Source organism: Burkholderia humptydooensis (assembly GCF_001513745.1).
Lineage (GTDB): Bacteria > Pseudomonadota > Gammaproteobacteria > Burkholderiales > Burkholderiaceae > Burkholderia > Burkholderia humptydooensis.
Genome location: NZ_CP013380.1, coordinates 1,327,274 through 1,340,978 on the forward strand (window position 1 = coordinate 1,327,274; position 13,705 = coordinate 1,340,978).

Sequence of the window (13,705 nt, forward strand, 5' to 3'; positions counted from 1 at the left end):
TTCGATGAAACTGACCCCCGGTCCGGTGATGCTCGACGTCGTCGGCACGACGCTCACGCGTGACGACGCGCGCCGTCTCGCGCATCCGCAGACGGGCGGCGTGATCCTGTTCGCGCGCCACTTCGAAAGCCGCGCGCAGCTCGTCGCGCTGACCGACGCGATCCGCGCGGTCCGCGACGACATCCTGATCGCGGTCGATCACGAGGGCGGCCGCGTGCAGCGCTTTCGCACCGACGGCTTCACCGTGCTGCCGGCGATGCGCCGGCTCGGCGAGCTGTGGGACCACGACGTGCTGCGCGCGACGAAGGCGGCGACCGCGCTCGGCTACGTGCTCGCGTCCGAGTTGCGCGCGTGCGGCATCGACATGAGCTTCACGCCCGTGCTCGATCTCGATTACGGCCGCTCGAAGGTGATCGGCGATCGCGCGTTCCATCGCGATCCGCGCGTTGTTGCGCTGCTCGCGAAGAGCGTCAACCACGGGCTCGCGCTCGCCGGGATGGCGAACTGCGGCAAGCATTTTCCCGGTCACGGCTTCGCGCAGGCCGATTCGCACGTCGCGCTGCCGACCGACGACCGCCCGCTCGACGAGATCCTCGCGAACGACGCGGCGCCGTACGACTGGCTCGGGCTGTCGCTTGCGGCCGTCATCCCGGCGCACGTGATCTATACGCAGGTCGACTCGAAGCCGGCGGGCTTCTCGCGCGTGTGGCTGCAGGACGTGCTGCGCGGCCGGCTGCGCTTTCCGGGCGCGGTGTTCAGCGACGATCTGTCGATGGAGGCCGCGCGCGAAGGCGGCACGCTCGCGCAGGCGGCGCAGGCGGCGCTCGATGCGGGCTGCGACATGGTGCTCGTCTGCAATCAGCCGGATGCGGCGGAACGGGTGCTCGACGCGCTGCGCACGACGACATCGCGTGAATCGCTGCAGCGGATCAAGCAGATGCAGCCGCGCGGCAAGGCGCTCAAATGGCGCAAGCTGATGCGCGAGCCGCGTTATCTGATTGCGCAGGAACTCCTGCGCAGCGCGTTCGCCTGACTTGAAACGGGCGAACGCGGGGCGAAGGCGGCGTGCGGCCGCCTTCGCGTCGACGTCGGCCGGACGTCAGCCGATCTTCATTCGCTGCAGCTTGTTGTAGAGCGTCTTCGGGCTGATGCCGAGCAGCGTCGCCGCACGGTGGCGCGTGCCGCCGACCGCGTCGAGCGTCGCGCGGATCAGCAGATCCTCGACGTCGGCGAGCGGCATGCCGACGCGCACCTGCACGCTGCTGCCGTTCAGCGCGGCGCCGGGCTTCGGATACGCGTCGCCCGCGCGCAGCGTATCGATGAAGTCGCCCGACTGGTCGTACGCGGTCCGCACGCGCTCCTGCAGCTCGCGCACGTTGCCCGGCCAGTCGTAGGCGAGGCATTCGCGGATGAAGCCGGGCGCGATCCGCTTGTCGGTGATGTTCAGGCCCGCCGCGCGCGCGTCGCGGTTCAGGTCGTCGACGAACGCCTCGGCCATGACGACGACGTCGTCGTCGCGTTCGCGCAGCGGCGGCAGGCCGATCGACGCGGCGTCGAGACGCAGCCACAGATCCTCGCGCAGCGTGCCGTTCGCGACCGCTTCGCGCGCGGGGCGGCGCGTCGTCGCGATCAGCCGGAAGTCGCTCGCGATTTCCGTCGTGCCGCCGACGCGCATGAAGTTCTGCGAATCGAGCGCGCGCAGCAGCGCCTCCTGCAGCGACAGCGGCAGCGCGGTGATTTCCTCGAGGAACAGCGTGCCGCCGCTCGCCTGCTCGAAGAGGCCGGGGTCGCGCCGCTCGACGCCCGTGTACGCGCCGCGCTCGCGGCCGAGCAGCATGCTCTCGATCGCGCGGCCGTTGGTCTCGATGTTGCGCGGCGATTGCACGGCGGCGCGGCAGTCGAACGCGACGAACGGGCCCTTGCGGCGGCGGCTCAGCCCGTGCAGCGTGCGCGCGGCCGCCTCCTTGCCGGTGCCGGGCTCGCCCCACAGCAGCACCGCGGTTTCGGTGCGCGCATTGTGCTCGATCATGTCGTAGACGTGCTGGATCGCGTCGCTGCGCCCGACGAGCGAGCCGAAGCGGCCGAGGCGGCGCAGCGACGCGCGCAGCGCCTGCACTTCCTCGATCAGTTCGTACGGGCGCGGGATTCGCGCGAGCAGGCTGCGCAGCCGCGGGATGTTGACTGGCTTCAGCAGGTAATCCCAGACGCCGTGCCGCAGCCCCTCGATCGCGCTTTCGACGGTCGCATTGCCGGTCAGCACGATCACCGGCAGCGAGCCGTTCGGCTGCTGTTGCGGCAGGTTCTGCAGCAGGTCGAAGCCGCTGCCGTCGGGCAGGTTCAGGTCGACGAGGACGACGTCGGGAATCGAGCGGGCGAGGGCGCCACGGGCCTCGGCGAGCGAGGTGGCCGTATCGACCGAGAAACCGTCCGCGGCGAGGAGCGCGGTCAGGCCGGATAAGCTATTGGGATCGTCTTCGACAATCAGGGCGTGTGGCATGGTGTGCGCAATTGAAAGACCGGTCCATCGGCCGGACCGGCGTACAGCCCCCATTTCGGGATGAGAAATGAATTTTATGCCCCATCGCGCACTTGGCGTACGGTATTTGTTATCGACTATAAAACAGTTACGGATGATACAAATTGAATCCCGTCAGTGCTTCTTCAAGGCATTGTTTATGATGTGGCGCCTTTATGCAATAAGCGGCGTCGAATAAACAAAAAGCGCCCCGAAGGGCGCTTTGTTCGACCTGCCGGCGCAATCGGCGCTTATGCGCGGCTGCGGTACTCGTTCGTGCGCGTGTCGATTTCGATCTTGTCGCCGGTGTTGCAGAAGAGCGGCACCTGCAGCTCGAAGCCCGTCGAGAGCTTCGCGTTCTTGAGCACCTTGCCCGACGACGTGTCGCCCTTGACGGCCGGTTCCGTGTACGTGATCTCGCGAACGAGGATCGTCGGCAGTTCGACCGAGATCGCCTTCTCGTTGTAGAACACGACTTCGCACGCCATGCCGTCTTCGAGATAGTTGAGCGCGTCGCCCATCATTTCCGCTTCGACTTCGTACTGGTTGTAGTCGGCGTCCATGAACACGTACATCGGGTCGGCAAAGTACGAATACGTGACTTCCTTGCGATCGAGCACGACGACGTCGAACTTGTCGTCCGCCTTGTAGACCGATTCCTGGCCTGCGTTCGTCAGCAGGTTCTTCAGCTTCATCTTGACGACGGCGGCGTTGCGGCCCGACTTGTTGTATTCGGCCTTCGAGACGACCCATGCGTCGTTGCCGACCATCACGACGTTGCCTACGCGGAGTTCCTGTGCGGTTTTCATAACTAAAACTATCCTGAACGAGAGAATTTGCCTGAGCGTTGCTCAACGGCTAACGGCGCAAGCGGGCTCGACCCGGCAAGCCCTGCGACCGCATGCGCGATCGGTCGCGGCCGGGCTGGCGGCCCCCTTTATCCTGAAGCGTCGCGCCGGTAACGGACGCGCTTGCGTGGTCAGCCGTTGGATAACCGTTTATTTTAACTGAGTTTTTGCAAAATCCGCCAGATTTCCGGCGAGGTCGCCGACGGCCGCGAGCTCGTTCGCCCAGTTCGCCGCGCGCGCGGCGAGCGCCGCGCGGTGCTGCCAGAAGTCGGCCCAGTCGGGCGCGCCCGCGCCATTCCACGCATGCCAGAAGCGTTCGGTCGCCGCGCGCGTCGCGTGATCGACGCGCGCCGTGACGTGCGCGAGCGCCGCGTCGAGCTTCGGCAGATGCGCGTCGTCGGCCTGCGGATAGATCTGCCAGACGAAGGGCCGGCGCGCCCATTGCGCGCGAACGAACGAATCCTCGCCGCGCACGAAGTTCACGTCGCTCGCCCACAGCAGCCGGTCGTAGTCGGGCTGTGCGACGAACGCGAGCCCGTGCGCGGCGACGCTGCCGCGTGCCGCGTGCGCGCCGGCGCCGAACGTGCCGACCCCGAAGAAGCGCGCGACGCGCGCCGAGATCCGGCCCTCGGGCACGAGCAGCACGACCGGCTCGCCGCCGTCGCGCCATTGTTCGAGCAGCGCGTCGAGCGCCGGGTTCTCGTACGCGAAGAGCGATGCGACGGTTGCGTCCGGGCCTGGCCTTGGCGCGCCCGCAACGTTTTGCCACCATGCGCGGCGCGCGTCGTCGTCGGCTTCGAACGCGGCGCGGCGCGCGTCGAGATCGCGCTCCTTCAGCACGCCGCCCGTGCCGGGGCCGAGGCCGGGGAAGAAGAACGTCTTCGTCAGCGGGTAGCGCGGGTGCGGCGACGGGCGCAGATGGAAGTCGCCCACCCAGTCTTCGGCGCTCAGGTATTCGAGGTTGATCCAAACGGGCGGCCGCGCGCGGCGCGCCATCGCGGCGACGTAAGCGCCCGGCAGCTCGCACGCGAACGCTTCGATCACGACGTCGGCGATCTCGAGCGTGTCGCCCGCGTGCGCGGGCGCGCGCCAGTGTTCGACGGCGATGCCGTCGACGGTCTGCCGCGCGGCGTCGGGCCGGGCGGCCGGCTGCAGGCGCGCGAATGTCGCGAGATCGTCGACGAAGAGCCGCACCTGCCAGCCATGCTCGGCCGCGAGCTGGCGCGCGAGGCGCCAGCACACGCCGATGTCGCCGAAGTTGTCGACGACCGCGCAGAAGATGTCGCACGCGATCGGGCCCGCCGTGTCTTGCGGCGGCGGGCGAGTGTCGGCGGGCGCGGAAGCGGGTGCGGAAGCGGGCGGGGTGAGCGGGGCGGACGACGTCATCTGGTCTGGGCAAGCGTAGCGAATGAAACGCTGATCGGCAGGCGAATCAGCGTGCAAACCGGCGAGCCGCGCGGCACGCGGACGCGCGCCGCGGCGGCCGGGCCGCGATCGCGCGCGGCGAATGCTCTAAACTGGCGATTCTAAATGACCTTGTTCGCGCGCGCCGCTCGCGCCCGCATTGAGCATGACATCCCCCGACGCACCCGAATCCCGTTTCGAACCCAAGCCGATCCTCGCCCAACTGCCGCACCTGCCGGGCGTCTACCGTTACTACGACGCGCAGGACGCGGTGCTGTACGTCGGCAAGGCGCGCGACCTGAAAAAGCGCGTGTCGAGCTACTTCACGAAGACGCAGTCGTCGCCGCGGATCGCGATGATGGTCACGCGCATCGCGCGCGTCGAGACCACGGTCACGCGCTCGGAGGCCGAGGCGCTGCTGCTCGAGAACAACCTGATCAAGGCGCTCGCGCCGCGCTACAACATCCTGTTTCGCGACGACAAGTCGTATCCGTACCTGAAGCTCACGGGCCACGCGTTTCCGCGCATGGCGTACTACCGCGGCGCGGTCGACAAGAAGAACCAGTACTTCGGGCCGTTTCCGAGCGCGTGGGCGGTGCGCGAGAGCATCCAGATCCTGCAGCGCGTGTTCCAGTTGCGCACCTGCGAGGACTCGGTGTTCAACAACCGCACGCGCCCGTGCCTGCTGCACCAGATCGGCCGCTGCTCGGCGCCGTGCGTCGGCGCGATCGGCGAGGAGGACTATGCGCGCGACGTCGACAACGCGTCGCGCTTCCTGCTCGGCCGGCAGGGCGAGGTGATGGGCGAGCTCGAGCGGAAGATGCACGCGTTCGCGGCCGAGCTGAAGTTCGAGCAGGCAGCGGCCGTGCGCAACCAGATGAGCTCGCTCGCGAAGGTGCTGCATCAGCAGGCGATCGACGTCGGCGGCGACAGCGACGTCGATATCCTCGCCGTCGTCGCGCAGGGCGGCCGCGTGTGCGTGAATCTCGCGATGGTGCGCGGCGGCCGGCATCTCGGCGACAAGGCGTATTTCCCGACGCACGTCGAAACCGCGCTCGCGCTCGAAGGCGACTTCGACGCGCGCGCCGGCGAAGGCGGCGACGACGCGCAGGCCGCCGGAGCGGAGCCGACGACGCGGGCGCCGCTTGCGGGCGACGCGACCGCCGACGCGCGTGCCGAAGGCGATGTCGAGCGACGCGCGGACGCGAGCGTCGGCCCGCAAGGCGAGGCCGAAGCGCGCGAGGCCGGCGCGCCGCCCGGCAGCGGCGCTGCCGCCGCGCGTCAGGAAGCCGAGACCGATGCTGCCGCCGCGCCGCTCGAAACCGAAGTGCTCGAAGCGTTCATCGCGCAGCACTACCTCGGCAACCGCGTGCCGCCGATTCTCGTCGTGAGCCATGCGCCCGCGAATCGCGAGCTGATCGATCTGCTCGTCGAGCAGGCTGGGCACAAGGTCGCGGTCGTGCGGCAGCCGCAGGGCCAGAAGCGCGCGTGGCTCGCGATGGCCGAGCAGAACGCGCGCCTCGCGCTCGCGCGGCTCTTGTCCGAGCAGGGCTCGCAGCAGGCGCGCACGCGCGCGCTCGCCGACGTGCTCGGCTACGAGAGCGACGATCTCGCGCAGTTGCGGATCGAGTGCTTCGACATCAGCCATACGATGGGCGAGGCGACGCAGGCGTCGTGCGTCGTCTATCACCATCACAAGATGCAGTCGTCCGAGTACCGCCGCTACAACATCGCGGGGATCACGCCCGGCGACGACTACGCGGCGATGCGCCAGGTGCTCACGCGCCGCTACGAGAAGATGGTCGAGGAGGCGGCCGCCGAGGCGTCGGCCGACGAAGCGGCCGGCATCGACGGCAACGCGGTGCATGCGGCCGCTTCGGCCGGGCGGTTGCCGAACATCGTGCTGATCGACGGCGGCCGGGGCCAGGTCGAGATCGCGCGCCAGGTGTTCTCCGAGCTCGGGCTCGATATCTCGATGCTCGTCGGCGTGGCGAAGGGCGAGGGGCGCAAGGTCGGGCTCGAGACGCTGATCTTCGCCGACGGCCGCGCGCCGCTCGAGCTCGGCAAGGAGAGCGCCGCGCTGATGCTCGTCGCGCAGATCCGCGACGAGGCGCACCGCTTCGCGATCACCGGGATGCGCGCGAAGCGGGCGAAGGCGCGGCAGACGTCGCGGCTCGAGGAACTCGAAGGCGTCGGCGCGAAGCGTCGGCAGCGACTGCTTGCGCGCTTCGGCGGCTTGCGCGGCGTCGTTGCCGCGAGCGTCGACGAGCTCGCGAGCGTCGAAGGCATCTCCCGCGCGCTCGCCGAGCAGATCTACCGGCAACTCCACTGAACGCCGCACCGCCCGCCGCCGCCCGGCCCGGCGCGGCCCGCGCCGGGCGCCTTGCTTGTGGCGGCGCGGGCGACGCGGCACAATGGCAAATCCTTCAATCGTGTCGCGTGCCATGCCGTTCAACTTCCCGATTTTCCTGACGTGGGTGCGAATCGTGCTGATTCCGCTCGTCGTCGGCGTGTTTTATCTGCCGGACACGATGCTGAGCGCCGACCATCGCAATCTGGCGGCCGCCGTGATCTTCATTCTGGCCGCGCTGACCGACTGGTTCGACGGCTATCTCGCGCGGAAATGGAACCAGACGTCGGCATTCGGCGCGTTTCTCGATCCGGTCGCCGACAAGCTGATGGTGACGGCGGCGCTGCTGATGCTCGTGCAGCTCGCGCGCATTGACGCGGCGATCGCGCTCGTGATCGTCGGCCGCGAAATCGCGATCTCGGCGCTGCGTGAATGGATGGCGCAGATCGGCGCGTCGAAGAGCGTCGCGGTGAACTCGCTCGGCAAGTTCAAGACCGCGTGCCAGATGGTCGCGATCCCGATGCTGCTCTTCTACGGCCGGCTGCCGTTCGGCGGCGGCGTCGCGATCGACACGCGCGTGTGGGGCGAGTGGCTGATCTATCTCGCGGCCGTGCTGACGATCTGGTCGATGCTCTACTACATGAAGCTCGCGTGGCCGCAGATTCGCGAGCGCGGCGGCGCGGCGTGAGCGCGGAACGCACGGCGAAACGCATGCCGGATCGCGCGTCGACGATGGCGATGACGTGATCGAAGAAAAAGGGCGCGAAAAACGCTTGACACGCAAATCGAGTTTCACCATAATTTCGCTTCTCCACTGCATGACGCCTGACGCAGTGCGGTGGGGGAAGCAAAACGCGGGAGTAGCTCAGTTGGTAGAGCGCAACCTTGCCAAGGTTGAGGTCGCGAGTTCGAGACTCGTCTCCCGCTCCAGGTTTCAAGGCAGCGTTTTGCTTGACGTGCTGTTCGGCAAGACATGCAGTGCAGGATGATGCGGGAGTAGCTCAGTTGGTAGAGCGCAACCTTGCCAAGGTTGAGGTCGCGAGTTCGAGACTCGTCTCCCGCTCCAGAACAAGGGGAAGCCAAGCTTCCCTTTTTGTTTGATGGGCCTTTCGGCCCTCGAACGAAATCTGTCGATCGTTGCAAGCCGGCTGGTTTTCGCGACGTTCGGCAGTCCGCTTACGGCGCGATAGCAAAGCGGTTATGCAGCGGCCTGCAAAGCCGTGTAGGCCGGTTCGACTCCGGCTCGCGCCTCCAGACAAAGCCCCGATCAACGGGGCTTTTCTTTTTTTCGCTTCCCCGCCCGTATCGCCGCTTCCGGTGTGACAATCGCGTTCAATCCGCATGCGCCGCGGGCAACGCGCAGCGTCGCCTGCTCGCGTGCGCGAGCCGTTTCCCATTTCGAGCCCGACCGGGAGCGTACTTGAAACCGATTCATTCGAATTCGTCCGCGTCGTCGAACGACACGTCGGCCGCGGCATCGGCCGGGTATCGCGGCGGCCGTCTGCGCCGGGTCCTGCTGGATCAGGACGGCTTGCGCGCGCCGTGGGGCGTGCTGCTGTTCGTCGCGATCTTCGTCGGTGCGATCGCCGGGCTTGCGCTCGTCTCGCGCCGGCTGCTGCCGATGCCGGCGGGCGATCAGGCGCTGTCCGTCGTGAACGGCGCGGTGATGGAGGCGATGCAACTCGCATCGGTTGCGCTCGCAACGATCGTGCTCGCGTGGATCGAGCGCCGTTCGCCGTTTTCCTACGGGCTGCAGGGGCGAGCGCGCGCGTTGCGCTTCGCGGCTGGCGCCGTATGCGGCTTCATGGCGATTTCGGCGCTGGTGTTCGCGTTGTGGGAGGCAGGGCTGCTGCGCTTCGATGCGCCCGCGATTCACGGTGCGCGCGCGTGGGAATATGCGGCCGTGTGGGCCGCGATGTTCGTGATGACCGGGCTCTTCGAGGAGTCGCTGCTGCGCGGCTATCTGCTTTGTACGCTCGCGCGCTGGATTGGCTTTTGGTGGGGCGCCGTGTTGTTGTCGGCGCTCTTCGGCGTGCTGCATGTCGTCAGTCCGGACGAATCGATCATGGGGCTCGTGTCGGCGATGCTGTTCGGATTCGTCCTCTGTCTATCGCTCTGGTATACGGGGTCGCTCTGGTGGGCGATCGGCTTTCATGCGGCATGGGACTGGGGCGAATCGTATTTCTACGGCGCGCCGGATAGCGGCCGGCTCGTCGAGGGCGTGCGGCTGACCGCGCACGCCGTCGGGCATCCGCTGCTGAGCGGCGGGACGGCCGGGCCCGAGGGCAGCGTGCTGGTTCTGCCGCTGCTCGCTATCGGCGCGTTCGCGATGTGGGGCTGGTGGCGGCGCGGCGCACGTGCGCCGGGCATTGCGCTGCGTGGCGAAAGCGCGCGGGGAATCGATCGATAGACGCGGCCGGCCGGTTCGATGAGGGAGCGGCCGGGCACCCTGATTCATCGCGAGTGCGCGAGGGGGGGCGATCATACGGACGCGAGGCGCGCGCGATTGCACACTGTCGAGACGAGGCGAACGGCTTGCCGGCGACGCCTTCCGCCTGGCACGGCCGGCATCGCCGGATACCGATTCACTTGCCGGGCCGCGCCGCGTTTTCCCACGCGACCTCGACGAACACCCGGCAGAGCGCCTCCATGCCTGCCGCGTCCTCTTCGTCGAAGCGGCCGATCAGCGGGCTGTCGACGTCCCATACGCCGATCAATGCGCCGTCGCGCGCGACGAGCGGCACGACGATTTCCGATTGCGACGCCGAATCGCATGCGATGTGGCCGGCAAACGCGTGCACGTCGTGCACGACTTGCGTGCTGCGCGTCTGCGCGGCCGTCCCGCACACGCCCTTGCCGAGCGGAATGCGCACGCACGCGGGCTTGCCCTGGAACGGGCCGACGACGAGCTCGCGGCCGTCAAGGAAATAGAAGCCGGCCCAGTTGAGGCTGTCGAGCGAGTGGTAGACGAGCGAAGCGAAATTCGCCGCGTTGGCGACGACATCGGTTTCCGTCTCGACGAGCGCGCGCGCCTGCGCGGCGAGCGTTTCGTAGAGCGCAGGCTTCGATGACGGAAGGGTTTCGGAGAGCGCGAACATGAGCGATTGACGTGATGGTTGAGCGGCGGCTGCGGTGGCTGTGGCGGCCGCAGCTCGTGCAGTCTACGGGAATTCGCCGAGGCGTGCGGCGTGATCGCGCGCCGCGGCCGGGGCCGATCGGAGGCGGGCGCCGTATCGATCGAAGGCCCGAGCGTTGTCTAATCCGGCTCGAGCGCGGCGAAACGCCGGGCGAGAAAGTCGAGCAGCGCGCACGGACGGCAGCAGCCCGCGGCGCGACGCGAACACCGCATGCACGATTTCGCGCCGCGGCGCCCAGCCGGGCAGCAGTTGCCGCAGCTCGCCGCGCGCAATCGGGTCGCGGACCATCATCGTCGGCAACTGGGCGACGCCGACGCTCGCGGCGGCGGCCGCGCGTAGCGCGATGCGCCGGCTCGGCTTCGACTTCGGCATGTTCAGCGCGCGCCCGGCGGGCGCGAAGCCGCCATGATCGACGACCTGGACGAAGTAGCAGAGATCGTTCAGATCCCGCATGATGCATCGTTCTCCATATGGAACGCTGAGTGCGATTTCCACGCACTACCGCAAACATCGTTCGGATTCTATCTTCTATCCATCGACTGAAGCGATCGCTTCGGCCATGAATGAAAGGAGAGGAGCATGAAGCAAATCGTCGGCGTGCACAGCGCGCCTCGCTCGCATTGGGTCGGCGACGGCTTTCCCGCGCGGCCCCTGTTCAGCTACGACAGCCACGGCGCGCATCTGAGCCCGTTCCTGCTGCTCGACTATGCCGGTCCCGCGCGCTTCGAGCCGACGGCCCGCCGGCGCGGCGTCGGCCAGCACCCGCACCGCGGGTTCGAGACGGTGACGATCGTCTATCAGGGCGAAGTCGATCACCGCGACTCGACGGGCGCGGGCGGCCATATCGGCCCGGGCGACGTCCAGTGGATGACGGCGGCGGGCGGCATCCTGCACGAGGAGTTTCATTCGGCGCAGTTCGCGCGCGACGGCGGCACGCTCGAGATGGTGCAGCTCTGGGTGAATCTGCCGGCGAAGGACAAGATGTCCGAGCCCGGCTACCAGACGCTGCCGAACGACAGTATCCCGTCCGTCGAGCTGCCCGACGGCGCGGGCCGCGTGCGGGTGATCGCGGGCGAGTTCGGCGGCCGCCGCGGGCCGGCGCGCACGCACACGCCGCTCGACGTGTGGGACGTGCGCGTTGCGCAGGGCGGCCGCGTGCGGCTGCGCGCCGACGCGGGCCGCACGCTCGCGCTCGTCGTGCTGCGCGGCACGGTGCTCGTGAACGGCGAAGAGGTCGTGCGCGAAGCGCAACTCGTGCAGTTCGCGCGGGACGGCGGCGACGTCGACATCGAAGCGAACAACGATGCGACGCTGCTGTGGCTGAGCGGCGAGCCGATCGACGAGCCGATCGTCGGCTACGGGCCGTTCGTGATGAACAGCGACGAGGAGATCCGTCAGGCGATCGACGATTTCAACGGCGGCCGCTTCGGCAAGATGAGCGCTTGACGAAGGCCCCGCGATGAGCGGGGCGTTTTTCGTGCGCCGTCGCGCGGCGCCGCGCGCGGATGCTCGGCGCGGCGCGTGCGCATCGGCGCGGCTGTCTGCATTCGCGTTCGCGACCCCGTCCGTTCAAGGCATAATCGGCCATTGCGCGCATCGCAACGGCGCAGCCTTTCATTCGGGATCTCGATCATGTCCATCTCCACGACAGCCGCTTCGTCCGTTACCACCGCTGCGCCGCTGGCGTCGCTCGAATGGCGCTGGAAGCCGTTCGGCGCGCTGACGCCGAGCGAGATCTACGCGATCCTCGCGGCGCGTAGCGACGTGTTCGTCGTCGAGCAGAACTGCGTGTACCGCGACATCGATCATGCCGATCTCGAGGCATGGCACCTCGGCGCGTACGACGCGCAGGGCCGCCTCGCATGCTACCTGCGCGTGCTGCTGCCCGACGCGTCGGAGCCGGACATCCGGATCGGACGCGTGCTGACGACGCAGCCGTTTCGCGGAATGGGCGTCGGCCATGCGATGCTCTCGGCCGTGCTCGAGCGCATTCGCGCGCAATGGCCGGATACGTCGATCAGCCTGCACGCGCAGGCGCATTTGCAGAAGTTCTATGGCGCGTTCGGTTTCGCGCCGAGTTCGGACGTGCACGACGAGGACGGCATTGCGCACGTGTGGATGCGTTCGCCCGCGTGAGCGGCGCGCGCCGCGCGCTCGTCGGACAGCCGGCCGCGCGCGGACAGCCGCATCCAGTGCCGCAGCGCGATCAGCGCGCCGATCACGCTCATCATCGAGCCGGGAATCCACAGCAGCAGCCCGCCGATCTGCTGGTCGCGCAGCGGGCTCAACCACGTGAACGCGCGCCCGCAGATCGAATAGATCGGATAGAGCTCGTGCGGCGTGAAGAAGATCAGCGCGCCGAGCATGATCTGCGGCGGAATCGCCGCGACGACCATCAGGATGCGCCGCCCCGGCGCGAGCCGGGCGGGCGGCGCGGGCCGTGGATCGACGACGAGCCACCAGAACAGCAGCCCGTCGATCACCATGCTCCAGTTCATCACGCGATAGAGCCGCCAGTCGAGCATCGCGACGAAGTGGATCGGCGACAGCAGCCAGAAATAGATCAGTCCGACGAACAGCACGACCGCGACGACCGGATTGAACAGCACGTCGAGCGTCGCGCGCACGAACGGCTGCGCGAGCGCGGGGCGCACGAAGCGCTGCCGCCACGCGAACGGGATGCCGGCGCGGATCGCCGCGCCCGGATATGACAGCGCGATGAAGAACGGCCCGAGGTGGTGCAGCACCAGGTGCTGCGCGCGATGCATGAAGAACTCGTGCTCGAAGAAATAATCGAGCCGCGTGTGCAGCGCGACGTACAGCGCGACAAGTCCGAGCCAGAACGCGACGCGCCGCGGTGCCGACACCTTCGCCTTGCGCGCGCCGCGCGCGAACAGCACGCCGGCCACGAGCACGGCGATCACGACGGTGGGCGACGGCTCCCACGGCTCGAGCCAGTACAGCAGGTTCATCGCGCGGAGCTTACTTGGCGGCCGCGGGCGACTTCACGGCGAACGGCGCGTCGAGCTTCTCGCCGTCGGAGAACTGCATCCGCAGGTGCACGGTGTCGCCCGGCTTGATCGCGCGCTTCGGCTCTTCGAGCATGAAGTGATAGCCGCCCGGCGCGATGTCGACCTTGCCGCGCGCGGGGATCGTCAGCTTGTCGACCATCTCCATCTTCTGCGTCGAGCCGTTCGACACGGTCTGGTGCAGCATCGTCATCCCGTACTCGGGGCTGTCGACGTCGACGAGATCGATCGGCTTGTCGCTCGCGTTGACGAGCGTCACGTAGCCGGCGGCGGGCAGTTTGTTCGGCAGCCAGCGCACCCACGCGTTCTGCGCGCTGATCGAAGCGGCGCCGGCCGCGTGTGCGTTCAGGCTGAGCGAAAGGGCGGCGAGCGCGGCGAGGAGGGTCGGTTTGAGCGTCATCGGCTTGGCGGTAAGTGGGTTC

At 68.2% G+C, this 13,705-nt stretch carries 12 protein-coding genes, 3 tRNA genes and 1 pseudogene; 9 read left to right on the plus strand and 7 right to left on the minus strand.

Translation table 11 applies throughout. The annotated features are described in order from the left end of the window. Positions 1 to 4: 4 nt before the first annotated feature. Entirely contained in the window at positions 5 to 1,033 is a 1,029-nt protein-coding gene (gene nagZ / locus AQ610_RS06145) for a beta-N-acetylhexosaminidase (protein ID WP_006025816.1), read from the plus strand. Between the two features lie 66 nt (positions 1,034 to 1,099). On the opposite strand, the gene AQ610_RS06150 is transcribed toward nagZ, so the two are convergent. From AQ610_RS06150 to earP, 3 genes are all read right to left on the minus strand, one after another. Further along, positions 1,100 to 2,497 (minus strand): sigma-54-dependent transcriptional regulator, encoded by a 1,398-nt coding sequence (locus AQ610_RS06150; RefSeq protein ID WP_009913159.1) that lies wholly within the window; start codon positions 2,495 to 2,497, stop codon positions 1,100 to 1,102. A gap of 269 nt (positions 2,498 to 2,766) precedes the next feature. Then, positions 2,767 to 3,324: an elongation factor P gene (efp, locus tag AQ610_RS06155; RefSeq protein ID WP_006025818.1), complete on the minus strand. Its 558-nt coding sequence runs from the start codon at positions 3,322 to 3,324 to the stop codon at positions 2,767 to 2,769. Positions 3,325 to 3,513: 189 nt separating this feature from the next. Then, entirely contained in the window at positions 3,514 to 4,749 is a 1,236-nt protein-coding gene (gene earP / locus AQ610_RS06160; protein ID WP_006025819.1) for an elongation factor P maturation arginine rhamnosyltransferase EarP, read from the minus strand. 184 nt (positions 4,750 to 4,933) lie between these two features. Between earP and uvrC the strand changes: the two genes are divergently transcribed. The 6 genes from uvrC (at position 4,934) to AQ610_RS06190 (ending at position 9,527) form a co-directional block, all read left to right on the plus strand. Further along, positions 4,934 to 7,099 (plus strand): excinuclease ABC subunit UvrC, encoded by a 2,166-nt coding sequence (uvrC, locus tag AQ610_RS06165; protein WP_009913156.1) that lies wholly within the window; start codon positions 4,934 to 4,936, stop codon positions 7,097 to 7,099. Between the two features lie 112 nt (positions 7,100 to 7,211). Beyond that, positions 7,212 to 7,805: a CDP-diacylglycerol--glycerol-3-phosphate 3-phosphatidyltransferase gene (gene pgsA / locus AQ610_RS06170; RefSeq protein ID WP_006025821.1), complete on the plus strand. Its 594-nt coding sequence runs from the start codon at positions 7,212 to 7,214 to the stop codon at positions 7,803 to 7,805. Positions 7,806 to 7,971: 166 nt separating this feature from the next. Next, positions 7,972 to 8,047 (plus strand) — tRNA-Gly (locus tag AQ610_RS06175). 60 nt (positions 8,048 to 8,107) lie between these two features. Continuing rightward, positions 8,108 to 8,183 (plus strand) — tRNA-Gly (locus AQ610_RS06180). Positions 8,184 to 8,297: 114 nt separating this feature from the next. Further along, positions 8,298 to 8,371: transfer RNA gene (locus tag AQ610_RS06185), tRNA-Cys, on the plus strand. Positions 8,372 to 8,537: 166 nt separating this feature from the next. Then, on the plus strand, positions 8,538 to 9,527 hold the full coding sequence (locus AQ610_RS06190; RefSeq protein WP_006025822.1) for a CPBP family intramembrane glutamic endopeptidase: 990 nt from the start codon (positions 8,538 to 8,540) through the stop codon (positions 9,525 to 9,527). A gap of 175 nt (positions 9,528 to 9,702) precedes the next feature. Here the strand turns inward: AQ610_RS06190 and msrC are convergent, their stop codons facing one another. Both msrC and AQ610_RS06200 read right to left on the minus strand, forming a co-directional pair. Further along, positions 9,703 to 10,215, minus strand: a complete 513-nt coding sequence (msrC, locus tag AQ610_RS06195) for a free L-methionine (R)-S-oxide reductase MsrC (RefSeq protein WP_006025823.1) — start codon at positions 10,213 to 10,215, stop codon at positions 9,703 to 9,705. A 158-nt stretch (positions 10,216 to 10,373) separates the two neighbouring features. Then, positions 10,374 to 10,599 (minus strand): annotated as a pseudogene (locus tag AQ610_RS06200) (LysR substrate-binding domain-containing protein); the annotation flags it as partial. Positions 10,600 to 10,833: 234 nt separating this feature from the next. Here AQ610_RS06200 and AQ610_RS06205 point away from each other — a divergent pair. Both AQ610_RS06205 and AQ610_RS06210 read left to right on the plus strand, forming a co-directional pair. Further along, a complete protein-coding gene (locus AQ610_RS06205; protein ID WP_006025825.1) occupies positions 10,834 to 11,700 on the plus strand; it encodes a pirin family protein in 867 nt (288 codons plus the stop codon). 186 nt (positions 11,701 to 11,886) lie between these two features. Then, a complete protein-coding gene (locus AQ610_RS06210; protein WP_043282478.1) occupies positions 11,887 to 12,390 on the plus strand; it encodes a GNAT family N-acetyltransferase in 504 nt (167 codons plus the stop codon). On the opposite strand, the gene AQ610_RS06215 is transcribed toward AQ610_RS06210, so the two are convergent. Together AQ610_RS06215 and AQ610_RS06220 are read right to left on the minus strand one after the other, a co-directional pair. Then, the gene (locus tag AQ610_RS06215) at positions 12,306 to 13,226 is read right to left on the minus strand and encodes a cytochrome c oxidase assembly protein (RefSeq protein ID WP_006025826.1); all 921 of its coding nucleotides are present in this window, start codon (positions 13,224 to 13,226) and stop codon (positions 12,306 to 12,308) included. The two genes, AQ610_RS06210 and AQ610_RS06215, sit on opposite strands and share 85 nt — an antisense overlap. 10 nt (positions 13,227 to 13,236) lie before the next feature. Continuing rightward, a complete protein-coding gene (locus AQ610_RS06220) occupies positions 13,237 to 13,683 on the minus strand; it encodes a copper chaperone PCu(A)C (RefSeq protein ID WP_006025827.1) in 447 nt (148 codons plus the stop codon). Positions 13,684 to 13,705: the final 22 nt, after the last annotated feature.